The sequence below is a fragment of the Roseomonas sp. TF40 genome, from assembly GCF_057219975.1.
In genome coordinates, this window is sequence record NZ_JBXVVR010000001.1 from 418,986 (window position 1) to 437,412 (window position 18,427).

The following is an 18,427-nucleotide window of genomic DNA, read 5'->3' on the forward strand; positions in this document are numbered from 1 at the left end:
CCACAGAACACGCCATGGAGGGCGCCATGACCAGCAGCACCAACCCGGAAACCATCGCGCTCCATGCCGGCTGGCGGGCGGACCCCTCCACCGGCTCGGTCGCCGTGCCGATCCACCAGACCACCAGCTTCCAGTTCCAGGATACCGGCCACGCCCAGCGGCTCTTCGCCCTGGCGGAGCTGGGCAACATCTACACCCGCATCATGAACCCCACCGTCGATGTGCTGGAAAAGCGCGTCACGGCGCTGGAGGGTGGCGTGGCGGGCCTGGCGGTCGGCTCGGGCCAGGCGGCGACGACCTTCGCGGTGCTGAACCTCTGCGAGGCCGGCGACAACATCGTGAGTTCCACGGACCTCTATGGCGGCACCTGGAACCTCTTCGCCAACACGATGAAGTCCTTCGGCATCGAGGTCCGCTTCGTCGATCCCGCCGACCCCGAGGCCTTCGCCCGCGCCACCGATGATCGCACGCGGTGCTGGTATGCCGAGACCCTGCCGAACCCCAAGCTGCAGGTCTTCCCGATCGCCGAAGTGGCCGCGCTGGGGCGCAAGCTCGGCGTGCCGCTGATCATGGACAACACGGCTGCCCCGGTGCTGTGCAAGCCGCTCGCCCTCGGTGCGGCGGTGGTGATGCATTCGACCACCAAATGGATCGGCGGGCATGGCACCTCGATCGGCGGCATGGTGATCGATGGCGGCAATTTCGACTGGGAGGGCCATGCCGCGCGCTTCCCCACGCTGAACAAGCCCGATGCCAGCTATCACGGCGCGGTCTGGACGCAGGCGGTGAAGCCGCTGGGGCCCATCGCCTACATCATCCGCATGCGGGTGATCCTGCTGCGCGACCTGGGCGCCCCGCTCTCGCCGATGAACGCCTTCCTGACGCTGCAGGGGCTGGAGACGCTGCCGCTGCGCATGGAGCGCCACTGCGCCAATGCGCTGCGCGTCGCGGCCTTCCTCTCGGCGCATCCGGCGGTGGCCAGCGTGACGCATCCGAGCCTGCAGACCGGCGAGAGCAAGCGCCGTGCGGATGCCGCGCTGAAGGGCGGCTATGGATCGCTGCTGGGCTTCGAGCTGAAGGCCGGCGCCGAGGCCGGGCGGAAGTTCATCGAGGCGCTGAAGATGTTCTACCACGTCGCCAATATCGGCGATGCGCGCTCGCTCGCCATCCATCCGGCGACGACCACGCACAGCCAGCTCAATGCGGAGGAGCAGGCGCTCTCGGGCGTCTCGCCGGGCTATGTGCGGCTGTCCATCGGCATCGAGCATATCGACGACATCCTGGCCGATCTCGACCAGGCGCTGGCGGCCGCCTCGGCATGACCGGCTTTCCGAATCTGCGCCCGCGCCGCAACCGGGTGGACGCCTTCACGCGGCGGCTGGTGGCGGAGAACCGGCTCTCCGTCGATGATCTGATCTGGCCGATCTTCATCATCGAGGGGAACGGGATCGAGACCGAGGTCGCCTCCATGCCCGGGGTGAAGCGCGTCACGCTCGATCGGCTCGCGCATCACGTCGCGCCCGCGGTGGCGCTCGGCATTCCGGCCGTCGCACTGTTTCCCGCCACGCCGCCCGCGAAGAAGGATGCCGACGGCACCGAGGCGAAGAATCCCGAGAACCTCATGTGCCGCGCCGCGCGGCTGCTCAAGCATGAGTATCCGGAGCTTGGCCTGGTCGGCGACGTGGCCCTCGATCCCTATACCGACCACGGCCATGACGGCGTGCTGCGCGAGGGTCCCGGCGGGCTCTATGTGGCGAATGACGAGACGCTCGATGTGCTGACCGTGCAGGCCGTGATCCAGGCCGAGGCCGGCATCGACGTCATCGCGCCCTCGGACATGATGGATGGCCGCGTGGGCGCGATCCGCGCGGCACTGGATGCGAAAGGGCTGATCCACACGCGGATCATGTCCTATGCGGCGAAGTATGCCTCGGCCTTCTATGGCCCCTTCCGCGAGGCGGTGGGCTCGGGCGCCTCGCTCAAGGGCGGCGACAAGAAGACCTACCAGATGGACCCGGCCAATTCGGACGAGGCGCTGCGCGAAGTGGCCCTCGACATCGCCGAGGGCGCGGACATGGTGATGGTCAAGCCCGGCATGCCCTATCTCGACATCGTGCGCCGGGTGAAGGAGCGCTTCGCGGTGCCCACCTTCGCCTATCAGGTGAGCGGCGAATACGCGATGATCATGGCCGCCGCCCGCAATGGCTGGCTCGACCATGACCGCGCGATGATGGAGAGCCTGCTCTGCTTCAAGCGCGCCGGCGCCGATGGCGTGCTGACCTATTTCGCCATCAGCGCGGCGGAGAAGCTGCGGGCGGGGTGAACCGCCCGCCGCACCCTCACTCCACGCTCATCCGCAACTCACGCACCAGCGGGCGCACGGCGGCGATCTGGGCGTGGACGGAGGCGCCGAATTCGGCGGCCGAATTGCCGCCCGGCTCGGCGCCGAGTTCATCGATGCGCGAGGCGACGGCCGGGTAGCGCGCCGCCGCCGCGATCTCGGCGTTCAGCCGTGCGAGCACCGGCTCGGGCGTCCGCGCCGGGGCGAAGAAGCCGTTCCAGCCGAGGATCTCGGCATTCGGGAAACCCTGCTCGCGCACCGTGGGCACGTTGGGCAGCACGCGCGCGCGCTGCGCGGCCAGGGTGGCGATGGGCTTCAACGTGCCCGCGCGCATGTGCTGGAGCGAGGAGGAAAGCTGGTCGCCGCCGAAGGCGATGCGTCCGGCCAGCATCTCCTGCACCAGGGGTGCGGCGCCGCGGAAGGGCACATGCTCCATCGCGAAGCCGCCATCGCGCTTCAGCACCTCGGCGATCAGGTTGATCGTGCTGCCCGGCCCGGTCGAGCCATAGAAGGGGGGCGTGGGCTGCGCCTTCGCCCAGGCGATGAACTCGCGCAGATTGGTCGCCGGCACCTGCGCATTCACCAGCAGCATCATCGGCACATTGGCGCCGAGGCTGATCGGCGCGAAGTCGCGCTCCAGCGCATGCGGCGCGCGGTTGACGAATTCCAGCGCCGCCGTGGTGGTCGAGAAGGTGAGGTTGTGGAACAGCAGCGTCTGCCCATCCGGCGCGGCCTTGGCCACCACATCGGCGCCGATCGACCCGCCCGCACCGCCGCGATTCTCCACCACGACGGAAACCCCCAGCGTCTCCGTCAGGCGCTGCGCGTAGAGCCGGGCGAGGATGTCGGTGGTGCCGCCAGCCGGAAAGGGCACGACGATGCGCACCGGCCCGGTCGGCGTCCAGGCCTGGGCACGGGCGATCGAGGGCGCGGCGAGCAGGCCCGTGGCGGCAAGGCCGAGGGCGCGGCGGGTGATCATGGTGGTTTCCTCCGATGGGCGCCGCTTCTGCCGTGGCGCTTGCGGGAAAAGCGTGGCGGCGCGCGCCGCCGGCCGTCAAGCGGCCAGGAAGCGGGAAACGAGGCCGATCTGCGCCGGATCCACCAGCGCGGGCGCATGGCCGATGCCCGGCAGGGTCACAAGTTCGACCGTCGGACGCATCGCCATCTCGCGCGCCGTCTCCTCATCGAGGATGTCGCTCTCGGCGCCGTGCAGAAGCAGGACCGGCACCTGCACCAGCGACCACAGCGCCGAGAGATCGACCGGCCCCGTCGCCGCCTGTTCGAAGGGCACGGCGATCGCGGGGTCGTAATGCATGCCGAACCGCCCATCGGGCAGCACGCGGTGGCTGTGCTGCGCCATGTGCCGCCAGTCTTCGTCGCTCAGCGGGCCGAAGGGCGCGTGCACCTCGCGCAGATGCGCCTCCAGCGCGGCGAGGTCGGCGAAGGCGCGCTCCTCCCGCACATAGGCGGCGATGCGCGCCGCGGCCGTGGCGGGCACGCGCGCGCCGATGTCGTTGAGCACCAGGCGGCGGATCGGATGCCCCTGCCCGGCTGCGACCATCATGCCGCAGATGCCACCCAGCGAGGTGCCGACCCAATCCACCGGCCCGTCGAGCCGGGCGAGCAGATGCGCCAGCGCCACGACATAGGAGGGCGGCGTATAGGCCGCCGGATGCGGCAGCCAGGAAGAGGCGCCGCGCCCCGGCAGGTCCGGGCAGAGCACGCGCCGCCCCTGCCCCGCCAGATGCGCGGCCAGCGCATCGAAGTCGCGCCCGTTCCGCGTCAGTCCATGGACACAGATCACGGGCACGCCCTCGGCCGGGCCCCATTCCGTCCAGGCGAGGCTGTGGAAGGCACCGCCGAGCAGGTAGCGCAGGCGGTGCTCCCGCATCGGGCTAGTGGTGCGAAGCATGCAGATCGCTCCTGGCCGGAATGTCGCCCCACGCACCACAAGCAGTTTCTTGGGTGGGCCGATTCACGCTGCTGTCGAAGACAGACAGCAGCGATCGGACCACTAGACCACGCCCTTGGCCCGCAGGGCCGCGATCCGCGCGTCGCTCATGCCAAGCAGCCCCTGCAGCACCTCTTCCGAATGCTCGCCGAGCAGCGGCGGTGCGACGCGGTAATCGGCCGGGGTGGCGGAGAGGCGCACCGGGTTGGCGATGACCTTCACCGTCTCCCCGCTGCTGTGCGGCAGTTCCACCACGCAGTTGCGCGCCACCACATGCGGGTCGGCGAAGACCTCGGAGAGCTTGTTGATCGGCCCGCAGCCGATCTTCAGCGCCTCCAGTTTCTCCACCCACTCCGTCGTGGTGCGGGACTGCATCACGGGCGTCAGCGTATCCGTCACCAATTGGCGGTTCGCCACGCGCGACGCATTCGTGGCGAAGCGCGCATCGGCCAGCAGCGCCTCCTGCCCCGTCGCCTTGCAGAAGCGCTCGAAGGTCGGGTCATTGCCGACGGAGAGCACGATATGCCCGTCCTTGGTCGGGAAGACCTGGTAGGGCACGATGTTGGGGTGCTGGTTGCCCAGCCGCTCCGGGTTCTCCCCGGTGGCAAGGAAGTTCATGCCCTGGTTCGCCAGCCAGGCCACATGCGTGTCCAGCATGCCGATGTCGATCTGCTGGCCCTGGCCCGTGCGCTCCTTGTGGCGCAGGGCCGCGAGGATGCCGATGCAGCCATAGAGGCCGGCGAAGAGATCGGCGACCGGGATGCCGACCTTCTGCGGCAGGCCCTCGGGCTCGCCGGTCAGGGACATCACGCCGCCCATCGCCTGGATCAGCGAATCATAGCCCGGGCGCGGCGCATAGGGACCGGTCTGGCCAAAGCCGGTGATGGAGCAATAGATCAGCCCCGGATGCTTCGCCTTCAGCTGCTCATAGCCCAATCCGTACTTGGCCAGCGCGCCGACCTTGAAGTTCTCGACCAGGATGTCGCAGCCCTCGAGCAGCTGGTGGATGATCGCCTGGCCCTCTTCCTGGGCGATATCCAGCGTCAGCGACTTCTTGTTGCGGTTCACCCCGAGGAAATAGGCACTCTCCTTGGTCTCGGGCCAGAAGGGGGGGGCAAAGCCGCGGGTGTCGTCGCCGGCTTCCGGTCGCTCAATCTTGATCACCTCGGCGCCGAGGTCGCCCAGCATCTGGGTGCAGGTCGGCCCCGCCAGGACGCGGGTGAGATCCAGCACGCGAAGACCCTTCAGCGGGCCGCTCGGCGTCTTTTCCATGGGTCTGTCGATCCTTCAGCCGGCGCCGGTGGCTTGCCGCAAATCCGGCCCCGACGCATTGTCCGCGGCCTTATAGGGCCCCGATCCGGCCAGAGGAAACCCATGCTCGACACACCGCACCCCACCCCTGAGGCGCCGACGACCGACTGCTTCGCCCTGGCGCGCGCGCTCTCGGGCAAGCATTTCATCGGCGGGCACTATGTCGCCGCCGGGTCGGGCAGGACCTTCCCGGTCGTGAACCCGGCCACGGGCGCCGAGATCGGCACCGCGGCCGAGGGCGACGCCGCCGATGTGGACGCCGCCGTGCGCAACGCCGCCGCCGCACAGAAGGCCTGGGCCAAGGTGCCCGCGCGCAAGCGGGGCGCCATGGTGCATGCCTGCGCCGCCGCACTGCGCGCCCATGTGGATGAACTCGGCCGCCTGATCGCGCTTGAGACCGGCAAGGCGCTGCGCACCGAAAGCCGGGTCGAGGCCAATGTGGTCGCCGATGTCTTCGAGTTCTTCGGCGGCCTCGGCAGCGAGCTGAAGGGCGAATCCGTGCCCTTCGCGCCCAATGTGCTCTCCGTGACGGTGCGTGAGCCGCTCGGCGTGGTCGGGGCGATCATCCCCTGGAACGTGCCGATGCTGCTGATGGCGCTCAAGGTCGCGCCCGCCTTGGTGGCGGGCAACACGGTGGTGGTGAAGTCGGCCGAGGAAGCGCCGCTCGCCGTGCTGCGCATCTGCGAGATCATGAACCGCATCCTGCCGCCGGGCGTGTTCAACATGCTCTCCGGCTTCGGCCCGGAATGCGGCGCGCCGCTGGTCGAACATCCGCTGGTGCGCAAGGTGACCTTCACCGGCAGCGTCGAGACGGGGAAGATCGTGGCCAAGGCCGCGGCGCAGAAGCTCGTGCCGGTCACGCTCGAGCTCGGCGGCAAGTCGCCGATGATCGTCTTCGCCGATTGCGACTTCGACAAGACCGTCTCCGGCGCACTCACCTCCATGCGCTTCACCCGCCAGGGCCAGAGCTGCACGGCGGCCAGCCGCATCTATGTCGAGCGCCCGATCTTCGACCGCTTCGTCACTGCGATGAAGGATGCCGTGAACGGCATGGTCATGGGCGACCCGCTGGACGAGAAGACCGACATCGGCACCATCGTCAGCGAAGGCCAGCTCGAGAAGGTGCGCGGCTACATCGCCGAGGGCATGGCCACGCCGGGCGCCACCGCGCATGTCTGCTCGGCCATGCCGACCGACCCGGCGCTGCGCAAGGGGCTGTTCATCCAGCCCGTGATCTTCACCGGCCTCGATGGCACCTCCCGCCTGGTGCGCGAGGAGATCTTCGGCCCCGTCACCGTGATCCAGCCCTTCGACGACCCCGAGGCGGTGCTGGCCGAGGCCAATGACAGCGAATACGGCCTCGCCGCCAGCCTTTGGACCAACAACCTCAAGGTGGGCCTCGACCTCGCGCACCGGCTGGAGGCGGGCCTGGTGCAGATCAACCAGAACCTCGTGGTGCAGGCCAATCTCAGCTACGGCGGCGTGAAGAGCTCGGGCCTCGGCAAGGAAGCCTCGCTGGAGGCGATGCTGGAGCACTTCACGCACAAGAAGACCATCATGGTGAACATGGGCTGATCCCGATCCCGGCCGCCCGCGGCTTGCGCGGGCGGCCGGGAGAGCGTTTCGTCTGCGGCATGCGCGACGCCGTGGACTACATCATCGTGGGCGCCGGTTCGGCCGGCTGCATCCTCGCCAATCGCCTTTCCGCCGATCCCACCTGCCGGGTCCTGCTGCTGGAAGCCGGCGGGCGGGACTGGAACCCGCTGCTGCGCGTGCCGCTCATGTCCGGCGTGCTGCTGCGCGGCAAGACGGCGAACTGGAACTACCTCTGCGAGCCGGAGCCCAACCTGGACGGCCGGCAGCTGCGCTGGCCGCGGGGCAAGGTTCTTGGCGGGTCTTCCTCGATCAACGGCATGGTGCATGTGCGCGGTATGCCCTCGGATTACGACGCCTGGGCGCAGCAGGGCCTGCCCGACTGGTCCGCCGATGCCGTGCTGGCCGCCTTCAAGCGGAGCGAGGCGCATGAGCGCGGCGAATCCGCCTGGCGCGGCGGCGCGGGCCCCGTGCCGGTCACGCGGCCGCCGCAGACCAACCCGCTCTACGAGGCCTATGTCGCCGCCGGGGCGGCGGCCGGGCACAAGGTGGTGCAGGATTTCAACGGCCCGGACCCGGAAGGCTTCGGCCATCTCGAATTCGCCATCCGCCGCGGCCAGCGCTGGAGCATGGCGCGCGCCTATCTCGACCCCGCGCGGTCCCGCCCCAATCTGCGCATCGTGACGCAGGCGCATCTGCGCCGCGTGACCTTCGAGGCCGGCCGCGCCACGGGGGTCGAGGCGCTGGTGCGTGGCCAGCCGGTGCCGTTCCGCGCGGAGCGGGAGGTGATTCTCTCGACCGGCACGATCGGCTCGCCCATGGCGCTGATGCATTCGGGCATCGGCGATGCGGAGGCACTGCAGCGCCTGGGCATCCCCGTGGTGGCGGACCGCAAGGAGGTGGGGCGGAACCTGCAGGACCATCTGCTGGTCCGCATCGAGCACGCCTGCACGCAGCCGATCACGCTCCACAACATCACCCGCGCCGACAAGGCGACGCTGGCGCTGCTGCAGGCGATGATCTTCGGCACCGGCCCCGCGGCGAGCTTTCCCATCGCCGCCGGCGCCTATCTGAAGTCGGACCCTGGGCTCGACCTGCCGGATCTGCGCTCGACCTTCATGCCCGCGCTCTCCACCGCCGCCATCCGCCTGCCGCTGCTGCCCGCCGCGGCGCGCAGCGCCGGGCACGGCTTCGTGGCGAATTGCTACCAGATGCGCCCGCACAGCCGCGGCCGGCTCACGCTGCGCAGCGCCGATCCGCGCGACCCGCCGCTGATCTACCCGAACCACCTCTCCGCCCCCTACGACCTGACCGTGACGCGGGAGGGCGTGAAGCGGCTGCGGGAGGTCTTCGCCCAGGCGCCCTTCGATCCCTATCGCGGCGTGGAGCTCGCACCGGGCCCCGAGGTGCGCACCGATGCGGAGATCGAGGCCTATATCCGGCGCACGGCCGAAAGCTCCTACCACTGCGTCGGCACCTGCCGGATGGGCGCGGATGAGGCCTCGGTGGTGGATTCCCGGCTGCGGGTGCGGGGCGTGGCGGGGCTGCGCGTGGTCGATGCCTCGGTCATGCCCGGCGTGACCAGCAGCAACACCGCCGCCCCCACGATGATGATCGCCGAGCAGGCCGCGACGATGATCCTGGGCACCCATCTGCCCCGCGGCCAGGATGCAATGGCCTGACCTTAGGGTCCAAACCCAATCAGACCCGAGGTGCATGGCCGAGGACCGCGTGGCAGGCCGCCAGGAAGGATGCGCAGCCGATGCTGGCGGCATCGGCAAGCAGCCTGACGCCGCGGATGCCGCGCGGGGCCGGCCAGGCACCCGGTGGATGATTGGGTTTGGACCCTAGAGCACGCTGCGTTCTCATGAACGCAGCTCGTGCTCTAGAAATCATTGAATCTAGAGCAAGAAATGCGTTCAGATGATTCCATCTGAACGCATATTGCTCTAGCGGGGGGATCCGGGGCGGATGGTGCCCTCGCGCACCACTTGGTCCATAAGGATCCCCCAATGGTGAGCGCGGGCTGACCGAGCCCCCCGATTCACCTTCACCCGACAGGCGGAGCGAAGCGCGATGGATTTCACCGGCAAGACAGCCGCCGAGTTGCGCACGCTGCGCGAGAATGCGGCACGCGTGCTGGCCGACCCCAAGCGCAAGGCCCAGCACGCCCGCGCCAGCGCCATCCTGGAGCAGATCCCGGAGGCTGCCATTGCCACGCCGCGCCGCGGTGGCGAGAGCACGCGCATCCCCACCGCCACGACCGAGGCCGTGGCCCTGCTCGCCGCCCTCGCCCCGCAATTGCTGCGCGAGTTCGACCTCTCGGCCCCGGCCGGCACGCGCCAGCCGCATGGGCTGACGGCCGCCGATGGCACGCCCAAGGTCGGCGGGTCCCAGCGCTCCCGCGAATTGGCGGCGGATCGCTACCTCTCCCACAAGCGGGGCGAGCGCATCGCGGCCATCGGCTGGCGCCGCGCGCATGAGGAGGATGCGGTGACGGGCGGCAGCTGGTATGTGCGCGCCAATGGCGCCCCGCCGGCGCCGGCACCTGATTACGAGACCGCGCGCGCCACCTTCCTGGCCGAATTGGCGGCCATCGGCGCGCCGCGGCGTTGAGCCGCGCTCAGAGCACGCTGCGTTCTGATGAACGCAGCTCGTGCTCTGGAAATCATTGAATCCAGAGCAAAAAATGCGTTCAGGTGACTTCATCTGAACGCATATTGCTCTAGGTGACCAGCACGATATCCGCCGCGCTCAGCGCCGGCGTGCCGCGCAGCAGGGCGAGTTCCACCCGCCCGAAGCCGCCCACCCCATCGGCGTCCCAGAACAGCCGCCCGGTGCCCAGCATGTAGGTCAGGACGCCATCGGCAGCGAGGCTGGTGAAGCCGGTCGCGTTGACCTCGAAAAACGCCGGTTCGAAGGCCCCGGGCGCATGGCCGAAGCCGGCGACCGACAGCGCGATCACATCCTCACCGGGGTCGAAATCGAGGATCCGGTCGGCACCCTCGCCGGGGGCGGCGAAGAGGAAGACATCCGCGCCCGCGCCGCCATGCAGCCGGTCGAGGCCCATGCCACCGGCCAGGGTATCGGCACCCTCCTCGCCGCGCAGCGTGTCGTTGGCTTCGCCGCCGCGCAGCAGGTCGGCGCCATCGCCGCCGCGCAGGGCATCCTCCTCCGACCCGCCCTCCAGCACATCGTCGCCGCCGGCGCCGAACAGCGTGTCCGCCCCGGCCTCGCCGAGCAGCAGGTCATTGTCCTGCCGCGCGACCAGACGATCGGCGCCCTCGCCGCCGCGCAGCGTATCGGCCCCCATGCCGCCATCGAGCGTGTCCGCGCCGGCATCCCCGAGCAGCAAATCGTCGGCCATCTTGCCGAGCAGCCCGTCATCACCCTCCCCGCCTTCCAGCGCGTCGGCGTCGCCGCTGCCCCAGAGCGTGTCATCCCCCCCGAGGCCGAGCAGCGTGTCCTCGCCGGCCAGGCCATTCAGGAAATCGCCCGCCGCGCTGCCGAGCAGGAAATCCGGCCCCGTCGTCGCCACGCCGGAGGAGGGCAGGTCGAGCGCGCCATCGGCGAAGATCACCCGCTCCACGCCGCGCAGCGTATCGAGCCCCCCCTCCGCCGTGGCGAGGGTGAAGGCGCCGCCGCCCAGATCGGTGAGTACCGCCGCCGCCCGCAGGCCGGGCGCCTGCACGACATCGAAGCCGGCCCAGCCCTCGAGCAGGTCATCGCCCGCCCCACCCGCGAAGGTATCCGCATCGAGCCCGCCGCGCAGCACATCCGCGCCCGGCCCCCCTGTCAGCGAATCGGCGCCCTCGCCGCCTTCCAGCGTGCCGCCGCCCGAGAGCGTGTCGTCGCCGAGCCCGCCCTGGACGAGGTTGGCGCCCGCCCCGCCCTCCAGCACATCGCCGCGGTCGGAGCCGATCACCGTCTCGGCCGCGTGGCTGCCGGTGAACAACACGCCGACGCTCGATCCGCGGGCGAAGACCAGTTCGAGGCGCGCGAAATCATAGCTGCCGCCCAGGCCGAAGAAGTGCAGCGGCGCGGACCAGAACTCGATGCGCGTGAAGCCGGCGAAGCCGGCCGCGTTGATGGTCAGGCTGTCATCCACGCCGCGCGCCTGCAGCACCTCGATGCTGGTGAAGAGCGTGGCGGCGAAGCGCAGCGTGCTGTCCATCACCAGCGTGTCGATGCCCGTCCCGCCATCCATCACGGCGGCCGCGTCGGACGCGCCGGCATCCTGCTCGAAGAAGAAATCGTCGCCGGCCTGCCCGTAGAGGTGATCGAGCCCGCCGACCCCGCGCAGCGAATCATTTCCCCCGCCGCCCTCGATCGTGTCCGCCCCGTCCTCGCCATCGAGGATGTCGGCGAAGCCGGTGCCGCGCAGGAAATCGTCGCCGAAGAAGGCATCGACGCTGACGCCGGTGAGGTTCGGAATGGTGCGGACCAGCACGAAGCCCTGGTTCGCCGCGCCGGGGCCAAGGAAGACGTCATTGCCGGCAGAACCCTGCCAGATGGTACGCTCCGTCATGGATCTCACTTGTTTCCAGTCACCCACCGTTAGGCCGCGGCCAGCTGCTGGGCAACTTGCAACAGGGAGAAGGTGGCCGTGGATGGCTTCACAAGCCCCGGCGCGGGCGCCATCTGTCGGCGATGCGCATGTTCCTCGCCTTTCTCGGCCGGCTTTTCGCCCTGCTCGTCGTGCTGGTCATCCTCGCGGCCGGCTTCGGCATGGCGCTGGTCTATTCGAGCCTGCCGGATCTGCGCGAGAACCTCGCCATTCCCGGACTCTCCGCGCCCGTCACGGTCACGCTCGACGCGCAGGGCATCCCGCGCATCACCGCGCAGAACGAGCGCGACGCCACCATCGCACTCGGCTACCTCCACGCCCGCGACCGGATGTTCCAGATGGAGGCGATGCGCCGCGGCGCCGAGGGAAGGCTTGCTGAGATCGCGGGCAGCTCCGCGCTGCGGCTCGACCGCTTCTCGCGCACGCTGGGCCTGGCGCAGAGCGCGCGCGCCGATTTCGCCGCCCTCTCGCCCGAGGCGCGCGACCTGCTGGAAGCCTACGCCACGGGTGTGAACGCGCTGATCGCCGCGCGCGGTCGCCTCGCCGCGCCGGAATTCATGGCGATCGGCGAGCCCGAGGCGTGGGAGCCGCATCACTCGCTGCTCTGGGCCAAGGTGATGGGGCTGTGGCTGTCGGGCAATTGGCGGCGCGAGCTGGAAATGTCGCGCCTGGCCGCGACGCTGCCGCCCGAGCGGCTGCGCCTGCTCTGGCCCGAGGATACCAGCCCCGGCCGTCCGGACCTGCGCGCCGAGGTCAGCCTCGACGCCCCGCACCTCGCGCGGCTGCTCGGCGCGCTGCCGGCCTTCGGGGAGGATGCGCCGCTCCCCAACTCGGCGAGCAATGCCTGGGCCGTGACGGGCGCGCGCAGCGCCTCGGGCGCGCCGCTGCTGGCCGCGGACCCGCATCTGGGCTTCCAGGCGCCGATCCTGTGGTATCTCGCGCGCATCGAGCTGCCCGATGGGCGCTTCCGCGCCGGGGCCACGGCACCGGGCGTTCCGATGGTGGTGATCGGGCGCAATGAGCGCCTCGCCTGGGGCTTCACCACCACCCATAGCGACACGCAGGACGTCTTCGTCGAGCGCCTGGTCGGCGCCGAGGCCTATGCCACGCCCGAGGGCCCGCGCCCCTTCACGGTGCGGGAGGAGCGCATCGCCGTGCGCGGCCAGGAGGCACCCGAGGTGCTGCGCGTGCGCAGCACGCGGCACGGCCCGGTGATCTCGGACCTCGACGCCGCCGCCCCGCCGGGGACGGTGCTGAGCGTGGCCATGGCCAACCTCGCCCCCGCCGACAGTTCGGCCGAGGCGCTGATCGCGCTCAACCGGGCCACCAGCATCGCCGAGGCGCGCCGCGCCGCCGCGCTGATGAGTAGCCCGCCGCAGAATTTGATGGTGGCGGACGCCGACGGGGGCATCGCGATGTATCTCGTCGGCCGCACGCCGCTGCGCCGCGACGGGGATGGCAGCCTGCCCGCGCGCGGCTGGGATGGCAGCCAGGATTGGCTCGGCTTCGTGCCCTTCGACGCCATGCCCCATGTCGAGAACCCGGCCAGCGGCGTGCTGGCCAATGCGAACAGCCGCCCCGCGCCGCCGGATCACCCGGTGTTCCTCGGGCGCGACTGGTATGGCGATTGGCGCCTGCGCCGCATCGGCGAGTTGCTGGCCGAGCGCCCGCGCCACAGCGCCACGCATTTCGCGGCCATGCAGGCCGACACCGTCTCCCTCTTCGCGCGGGAGATCCTGCCCACGCTGCGCGCCATCACCCCGAGCGGCGAGGCCGCGGCGGCCCATGCGCTGCTGCGCGACTGGCAGGGCGACATGCGCGCCGACGCGCCCCAGCCGCTGATCTTCCACGCCTGGCTGCGCGCCTTCCGCACGGCCCTGATGGCCGAGGCCGGCACGCCGGAGGCAGCGGGCGCGGCGGGGCCGGAATTCCTCCGCGCCGTGCTGCGGCCCGGCCCCAATGCCTGGTGCGGCCCCACGGGCTGCGAGCGGCTGCTCGCCCCCGCGCTCGATGCCGCGCTGCGCGAAGTGCGGGAGGCCCAGGGCCGCGACCCCGCCGCCTGGCGCTGGGGGGCGGCGCATGTCGCGGCCTTCGACCACCCGCTGCTGCGCTTCATCCCCGTGCTGCGCGACCTGACCCGGCTGGAGGCGCCGACCGGCGGCGATGGGGAGACGCTGGCCCGCGGCGGCATGCGCGGCGGGACCGGCGCCAACCCCTTCGCGCATCTGCATGGCGCGGGCTTCCGCGGCGTCTTCGACCTGGCCGATCCGGACGGCATCCTGGTGATGATCGCCACCGGCCAGTCCGGCCACCCGCTCTCGGACCGCTATGGCGACCTGCTCGGCCCCTGGCAGGCCGGCGAGATGCTGCGCCTGACGCGCCAGCCGGCAGCCGAGCGCGGCCGGATCGAGTTGCAGCCGTGAGGACGCGCGGGGTTGATTCACGCGGCGCCAGCGCCGACAATCCCGCCCACGAGATGCACGCCCGCACCAGCCGCCGCCCGCAATTCTTCTACACCACGGCCCCCCTGCCCTGCCCCTATCTGCCGGGCAGGACGGAGCGGAAGATCGTGACCGAATTGACCGGCACGGAGGCCGAGCCGCTGCATGACCGGCTCTCGCGCGCCGGCTTTCGCCGCAGCCACAACATCGCCTATTCGCCCGTCTGCCCGGGCTGCCGCGCCTGCATCCCGATCCGCATCGTGGTGGACCAGTTCCAGCCCGACCGCACCCAGCGCAAGCTGCTGCGCCAGAACGCCGACCTGCTGACCGCGGAGACGCCCGCACGGGCCAGCGCCGAGCAATACGCCCTGTTCCAGCGCTACCAGGCGGCGCGGCATGGCGATGGCGACATGGCCGCGATGGGCTTCTACGACTACCGCGCGATGGTCGAGGACACGCCGATCACCACCGGCATGGTCGAGTTCCGCGATGCGCGCGGACGCCTGGTGGGCGGATGCCTCACCGACTGGCTGTCGGACGGGCTCTCGGCCGTCTATTCCTTTTTCGAAACGGACCAGCCGGCGCGGTCGCTCGGCACCTATGCCATCCTCTGGCTGGTCGAGCGCGCGCGCCAGCTGGGGCTGCCCTATGTCTATCTGGGCTATTGGGTGCCGGAGAGCCCCAAGATGTCCTACAAGTCGCGCTTCCGCCCGAGCGAGGCGCTGATCGGCGGCGCCTGGCGCCTGGTGCCCGAACATGGCGCCGCCCCGGCCGCCCCCGCCCCGGCGGAGCCGGACAATCTCAGCGTCTCGGGCTGAATTCAGGCCGGGCTGAAATCGTTGCGCGTCAGGCGCCGCCGGGCGCCGCGTTCGGCGAGCACGGCATCGAGGCTGCGGGACAATTCATCGCGCAGCCGCCCCTCGCTCTCCCCGGCCACGGGCCGGAACAGCGCGACCAGGAGGCTCAGCGTTTCCTCGCGCGTGCGGGAAAGACCCTCACCCGCATCGGGGGCGGCATTGGCCAGGGTGTCGAGCAGGTCGCGGATCGAACGACGCATCCACATGGGGGAGCCCTCCAGTGCCGCCTCGGTCGGGCGGAAGATGAAGCGCTCGGGCCTTCCCGGACGCAGCGAAGCAGGCTCCCCAGCCGCTTCGCCCGCGCAGGATGAGCGCGAAAAGGCTTTCCAGCAAGTGAATGTTCGGCGGAATCAGGCGCCGAATTTGCGATTCTTGGGGAAGCGATCGGGCAGCATCTTCCCCGCCCCCGCGCGGCTGCCCCGCCAGGTCCGCAGATCCATCTCCACCTTCACGCCCCCGCCATAGCGCCAGGACAGGCCCTCGGCCGCGGTGAAGGCCTTGGCGTCGGCCAGCTGCGCGCCGTCCTTCAGCGCCATGAGCTGCACGCCGCGCCCGCGCGTCATTTCCGGCACCTGTTCGAGGGGGAAGACAAGCATGCGGTGGTTGGTGCCCGTCACGGCCATGCTGTCACCCGCCACCGGCACGCAGAGCAGCGCCTCCACCGGCGGATCGACCACCAGCACCGTCTTGCCGGTGCGCTTCTCCGCCAGCAGATCCTCGCCCTTGACGATGAAGCCCTTGCCGTCGGTCGCGGCCAGCAGATAGCGCTGGCCGTCGCGGTGGACGAACATCGTCACCACATCGTCCTCATTCGTCAGGTCGAGCATCAGCCGCACCGGCTGGCCATCGCCGCGCCCGCGCGGGATGGCATCGGCCTTGAGCGTGAAGGCGCGGCCATTGGTCGCGATCAGCACGAGGCGATCCGTGGTCTCGGCATGGATCGCGCCCTTCAGCGCGTCGCCTTCCTTGAAGCGCAGCTCGGCATCCGCGGCGAGGTGCCCCTTCTGCGCGCGGATCCAGCCCTTCTCGGAGAGGATGATGGTGATCGGCTCGCGCTCGACGAAGGCGCTGTCATCCACCACGACATCGCCGATGGCGGCGCCGATCTCGGTGCGGCGCTTGCCGAGCGCCGTGGCCTCGCCGAATTTGCGGCGCGTCTCCTCGATCTCCTCGGCGATGGCCTGCCAGCGCAGCGCCTCGGATTTCAGCAGGCCCTGCAGGCGCTTCTGCTCCGCGCTGAGCTTCCTGTGCTCCTTGCGGATTTCCATCTCTTCCAGCTTGCGCAAGGCACGAAGCCGCATGTCGAGGATGGCGTTGGCCTGCACCTCGGTCAGCGAGAAGGTCGCCATCAGCGCCTCCTTCGGCTTGTCCTCCTCGCGCACGATGCGGATGACCTCATCGAGGTTGAGATAGACAATCAGGTAGCCGTCCAGGATCTCAAGCCGCCGCGCGATGGCGGCAAGGCGATGCTCGGACCGGCGCACCAGCACGACATGGCGATGGTCGAGCCAGGCGCGCAGCACCTCGCGCAGCCCCATGACGCGCGGCGTGCGGTCCGCATCCAGCACGTTCATGTTGAGCGGGAAGCGGGTCTCCAGCGCGGTCGCGCGGAACAGCGTCTCCATCAGCAGCTTCGGGTCCACCGCGCGCGTCTTGGGCTCGAGCACCAGGCGCACCACATCCGTGCTCTCGTCGCGCACGTCGCCGAGCAGCGGCAGCTTCTTCTCTTCCATCAGCTGCGCGATCTGCTCGATCAGGCGCGACTTCTGCACCTGGTAGGGGATCTCGGTGACGACGAGTTGCCAGGTGCCGTTCTTCAGCTTCTCCTCTTGCCACTTCGCGCGCAGCCGGAAGCCGCCGCGGCCCGTGGCATAGGCCTCGCGCATGGAGTCCGCGCTCTCGATCAGCAGCCCGCCGGTGGGGAAGTCCGGGCCCTTCACATGCGCCATCAGCGCCTCGATCCCGCAATCGGGGTTGCGGATCAGTTCGAGCGCGGCGCCGCAGAGTTCGCCCGCATTGTGCGGCGGGATGGAGGTCGCCATGCCCACCGCGATCCCCGCCGCGCCATTGGCGAGCAGGTTCGGGAAGGCGGCGGGAAGCACGACGGGCTCGCGCTCCTCCCCGTCATAGGTCACGCGGAAATCGACGGCGTTCTCGTCGATGCCCTCGAGCAGCGCCTGCGCGACGTCGGTCAGCCGCGCCTCGGTGTAGCGCATGGCCGCGGCGTTATCGCCGTCGATATTGCCGAAATTGCCCTGACCCTCGACCAGCGGGTAGCGCGCCGCGAATTCCTGCGCCTGGCGCACCAGCGCCTCATAGATGCTGCTGTCGCCATGCGGATGGTACTTGCCCATCACGTCGCCGACGATGCGCGCGCATTTCTTGAAGCCCGAGGCCGGGTCGAGCTTCAGCTGATGCATCGCGTAGACGAGGCGCCGATGCACCGGCTTCAGCCCATCGCGCACATCGGGCAGCGAGCGCGAGACGATGGTGGACATCGCATAGGCGAGATAGCGCTCGCTCAGCGCCTCGGCGAGGCGCGTGTCGCGGGAATTCCCGCCCTCATCGGGCAGCAGGATCATATCGTCGGGCATGTGCTGATTCGTGCTTCGTTCTCGGGCGTGCTTAGCCGATCGCGGCCAGCCGGTCGAGCAGAAGCCCGCGCGCGGCCGGCAGGTCCTTGTGCTGGATGCCGAAGGCGTCGCGCGCCAGGAAATGCCCGGTGAGGCGCAGCCCGGCCAGCCAATCCGCCCGGTCGGAGGGCCCCTGGCCGAGCAGGAAGGCCGGCAGCCTCAGCAGCCGGTCCGCCCATTCCCCCGCCCCCTGGGCCGAGACGGCGCGCCCGCTGCGCGGCGAGACGAAGGCCAGGTCCTCGGCGCTGCCCGTCACCGCGCAACGGCCGAGATCGAGCCCATAGCCGAGTTCCGCCAGCAGTTCGGCCTCCCACAGCACCAGCGCCGGCAGGGCGCGATCGGGGCCGTGCAGCAGGGCGGTGACGATGCCGACCAGCCCGTGGAAGAGCCGCGGATGCGCCTCGCGCTCCGGCAGCGCGCCCTCGGCCACGGCGCAGGCAGCGCGCAGCGTGGCGAGGGCCAAGGGGTCCTCCATGGCGAGCGAGGCGGCCGGGTGCACCATCTCGCCGCTGAGGGCGCCGAGCTGGTCCGCGAGGCGCGCCACCCAGCGCGCCTCGATCAAATTGCCCGGCTGCCACAGCGCCGCCTGGGCGCGCGAGGCCCCGCCCTTGGCGAGGCCCGCATGGCGGCCATGGGCCTCGGTCAGGACGGTGACGATGGCGCCGCCCTCGCCATGCGGGCGGACGTCGAGCACGATGGCGGGGGCCTCCCACTCCATGCGCTACTCCTGGTC

The 18,427-nt window shown here is 70.4% G+C and carries 14 protein-coding genes; 7 read left to right on the forward strand and 7 right to left on the reverse strand.

Annotated elements, in window-relative coordinates:
* Positions 1-26 precede the first annotated feature (26 nt).
* Together AC2D9U_RS01815 and hemB are read left to right on the forward strand one after the other, a co-directional pair.
* A complete protein-coding gene (locus AC2D9U_RS01815; RefSeq protein WP_484745827.1) occupies positions 27-1,322 on the forward strand; it encodes an O-acetylhomoserine aminocarboxypropyltransferase/cysteine synthase family protein in 1,296 nt (431 codons plus the stop codon).
* Positions 1,319-2,323 carry a porphobilinogen synthase gene (gene hemB, locus AC2D9U_RS01820; protein ID WP_484745829.1) on the forward strand — a complete coding sequence of 335 codons (1,005 nt, stop codon included), beginning with the start codon at positions 1,319-1,321 and terminating at the stop codon, positions 2,321-2,323. The genes AC2D9U_RS01815 and hemB overlap by 4 nt, the downstream gene beginning before the upstream one ends.
* A gap of 16 nt (positions 2,324-2,339) precedes the next feature.
* Here the strand turns inward: hemB and AC2D9U_RS01825 are convergent, their stop codons facing one another.
* From AC2D9U_RS01825 to AC2D9U_RS01835, 3 genes are all read right to left on the reverse strand, one after another.
* Entirely contained in the window at positions 2,340-3,320 is a 981-nt protein-coding gene (locus AC2D9U_RS01825) for a Bug family tripartite tricarboxylate transporter substrate binding protein (RefSeq protein ID WP_484745831.1), read from the reverse strand.
* A gap of 75 nt (positions 3,321-3,395) precedes the next feature.
* The gene (locus AC2D9U_RS01830) at positions 3,396-4,253 is read right to left on the reverse strand and encodes an alpha/beta fold hydrolase (protein WP_484745833.1); all 858 of its coding nucleotides are present in this window, start codon (positions 4,251-4,253) and stop codon (positions 3,396-3,398) included.
* A 102-nt stretch (positions 4,254-4,355) separates the two neighbouring features.
* Entirely contained in the window at positions 4,356-5,564 is a 1,209-nt protein-coding gene (locus tag AC2D9U_RS01835) for a CaiB/BaiF CoA transferase family protein (RefSeq protein ID WP_484745835.1), read from the reverse strand.
* Positions 5,565-5,666: 102 nt separating this feature from the next.
* On the opposite strand from AC2D9U_RS01835, the gene AC2D9U_RS01840 reads away from it, so the two are divergent.
* From AC2D9U_RS01840 to AC2D9U_RS01850, 3 genes are all read left to right on the forward strand, one after another.
* Positions 5,667-7,178 (forward strand): aldehyde dehydrogenase family protein, encoded by a 1,512-nt coding sequence (locus AC2D9U_RS01840; RefSeq protein ID WP_484745837.1) that lies wholly within the window; start codon positions 5,667-5,669, stop codon positions 7,176-7,178.
* Between the two features lie 59 nt (positions 7,179-7,237).
* Positions 7,238-8,878 (forward strand): GMC family oxidoreductase, encoded by a 1,641-nt coding sequence (locus AC2D9U_RS01845; RefSeq protein ID WP_484745839.1) that lies wholly within the window; start codon positions 7,238-7,240, stop codon positions 8,876-8,878.
* 394 nt (positions 8,879-9,272) lie between these two features.
* Entirely contained in the window at positions 9,273-9,812 is a 540-nt protein-coding gene (locus AC2D9U_RS01850; RefSeq protein WP_484745841.1) for a hypothetical protein, read from the forward strand.
* 109 nt (positions 9,813-9,921) lie between these two features.
* On the opposite strand, the gene AC2D9U_RS01855 is transcribed toward AC2D9U_RS01850, so the two are convergent.
* On the reverse strand, positions 9,922-11,724 hold the full coding sequence (locus tag AC2D9U_RS01855; protein ID WP_484745843.1) for a calcium-binding protein: 1,803 nt from the start codon (positions 11,722-11,724) through the stop codon (positions 9,922-9,924).
* A 122-nt stretch (positions 11,725-11,846) separates the two neighbouring features.
* On the opposite strand from AC2D9U_RS01855, the gene AC2D9U_RS01860 reads away from it, so the two are divergent.
* Together AC2D9U_RS01860 and AC2D9U_RS01865 are read left to right on the forward strand one after the other, a co-directional pair.
* Positions 11,847-14,186, forward strand: a complete 2,340-nt coding sequence (locus AC2D9U_RS01860; protein ID WP_484745845.1) for a penicillin acylase family protein — start codon at positions 11,847-11,849, stop codon at positions 14,184-14,186.
* Positions 14,187-14,239: 53 nt separating this feature from the next.
* Positions 14,240-15,022, forward strand: coding sequence for an arginyltransferase (locus AC2D9U_RS01865; RefSeq protein ID WP_484745847.1), 783 nt, complete (start codon positions 14,240-14,242; stop codon positions 15,020-15,022).
* Positions 15,023-15,024: 2 nt separating this feature from the next.
* Here the strand turns inward: AC2D9U_RS01865 and AC2D9U_RS01870 are convergent, their stop codons facing one another.
* The 3 genes from AC2D9U_RS01870 to recO form a co-directional block, all read right to left on the reverse strand.
* Positions 15,025-15,267, reverse strand: a complete 243-nt coding sequence (locus AC2D9U_RS01870; protein WP_484745849.1) for a hypothetical protein — start codon at positions 15,265-15,267, stop codon at positions 15,025-15,027.
* 144 nt (positions 15,268-15,411) lie between these two features.
* Positions 15,412-17,655 carry a DNA topoisomerase IV subunit A gene (parC, locus tag AC2D9U_RS01875; RefSeq protein ID WP_484745851.1) on the reverse strand — a complete coding sequence of 748 codons (2,244 nt, stop codon included), beginning with the start codon at positions 17,653-17,655 and terminating at the stop codon, positions 15,412-15,414.
* 31 nt (positions 17,656-17,686) lie between these two features.
* Positions 17,687-18,412 (reverse strand): DNA repair protein RecO, encoded by a 726-nt coding sequence (gene recO, locus AC2D9U_RS01880; RefSeq protein WP_484745853.1) that lies wholly within the window; start codon positions 18,410-18,412, stop codon positions 17,687-17,689.
* Positions 18,413-18,427 lie beyond the last annotated feature (15 nt).

Bases quoted from the DNA above. Each gene is read 5' to 3' on its own strand.
- parC (WP_484745851.1), bottom strand. From the start codon at position 17,655: ATGCCCGACGATATGATCCTGCTGCCCGATGAGGGCGGGAATTCCCGC.
- AC2D9U_RS01830 (WP_484745833.1), bottom strand. From the start codon at position 4,253: ATGCTTCGCACCACTAGCCCGATGCGGGAGCACCGCCTGCGCTACCTG.
- AC2D9U_RS01835 (WP_484745835.1), bottom strand. From the start codon at position 5,564: ATGGAAAAGACGCCGAGCGGCCCGCTGAAGGGTCTTCGCGTGCTGGAT.
- AC2D9U_RS01845 (WP_484745839.1), top strand. From the start codon at position 7,238: ATGCGCGACGCCGTGGACTACATCATCGTGGGCGCCGGTTCGGCCGGC.
- recO (WP_484745853.1), bottom strand. From the start codon at position 18,412: ATGGAGTGGGAGGCCCCCGCCATCGTGCTCGACGTCCGCCCGCATGGC.
- AC2D9U_RS01840 (WP_484745837.1), top strand. From the start codon at position 5,667: ATGCTCGACACACCGCACCCCACCCCTGAGGCGCCGACGACCGACTGC.
- AC2D9U_RS01850 (WP_484745841.1), top strand. From the start codon at position 9,273: ATGGATTTCACCGGCAAGACAGCCGCCGAGTTGCGCACGCTGCGCGAG.
- AC2D9U_RS01855 (WP_484745843.1), bottom strand. From the start codon at position 11,724: ATGACGGAGCGTACCATCTGGCAGGGTTCTGCCGGCAATGACGTCTTC.
- AC2D9U_RS01815 (WP_484745827.1), top strand. From the start codon at position 27: ATGACCAGCAGCACCAACCCGGAAACCATCGCGCTCCATGCCGGCTGG.
- AC2D9U_RS01860 (WP_484745845.1), top strand. From the start codon at position 11,847: ATGCGCATGTTCCTCGCCTTTCTCGGCCGGCTTTTCGCCCTGCTCGTC.
- AC2D9U_RS01865 (WP_484745847.1), top strand. From the start codon at position 14,240: ATGCACGCCCGCACCAGCCGCCGCCCGCAATTCTTCTACACCACGGCC.
- AC2D9U_RS01825 (WP_484745831.1), bottom strand. From the start codon at position 3,320: ATGATCACCCGCCGCGCCCTCGGCCTTGCCGCCACGGGCCTGCTCGCC.
- AC2D9U_RS01870 (WP_484745849.1), bottom strand. From the start codon at position 15,267: ATGTGGATGCGTCGTTCGATCCGCGACCTGCTCGACACCCTGGCCAAT.
- hemB (WP_484745829.1), top strand. From the start codon at position 1,319: ATGACCGGCTTTCCGAATCTGCGCCCGCGCCGCAACCGGGTGGACGCC.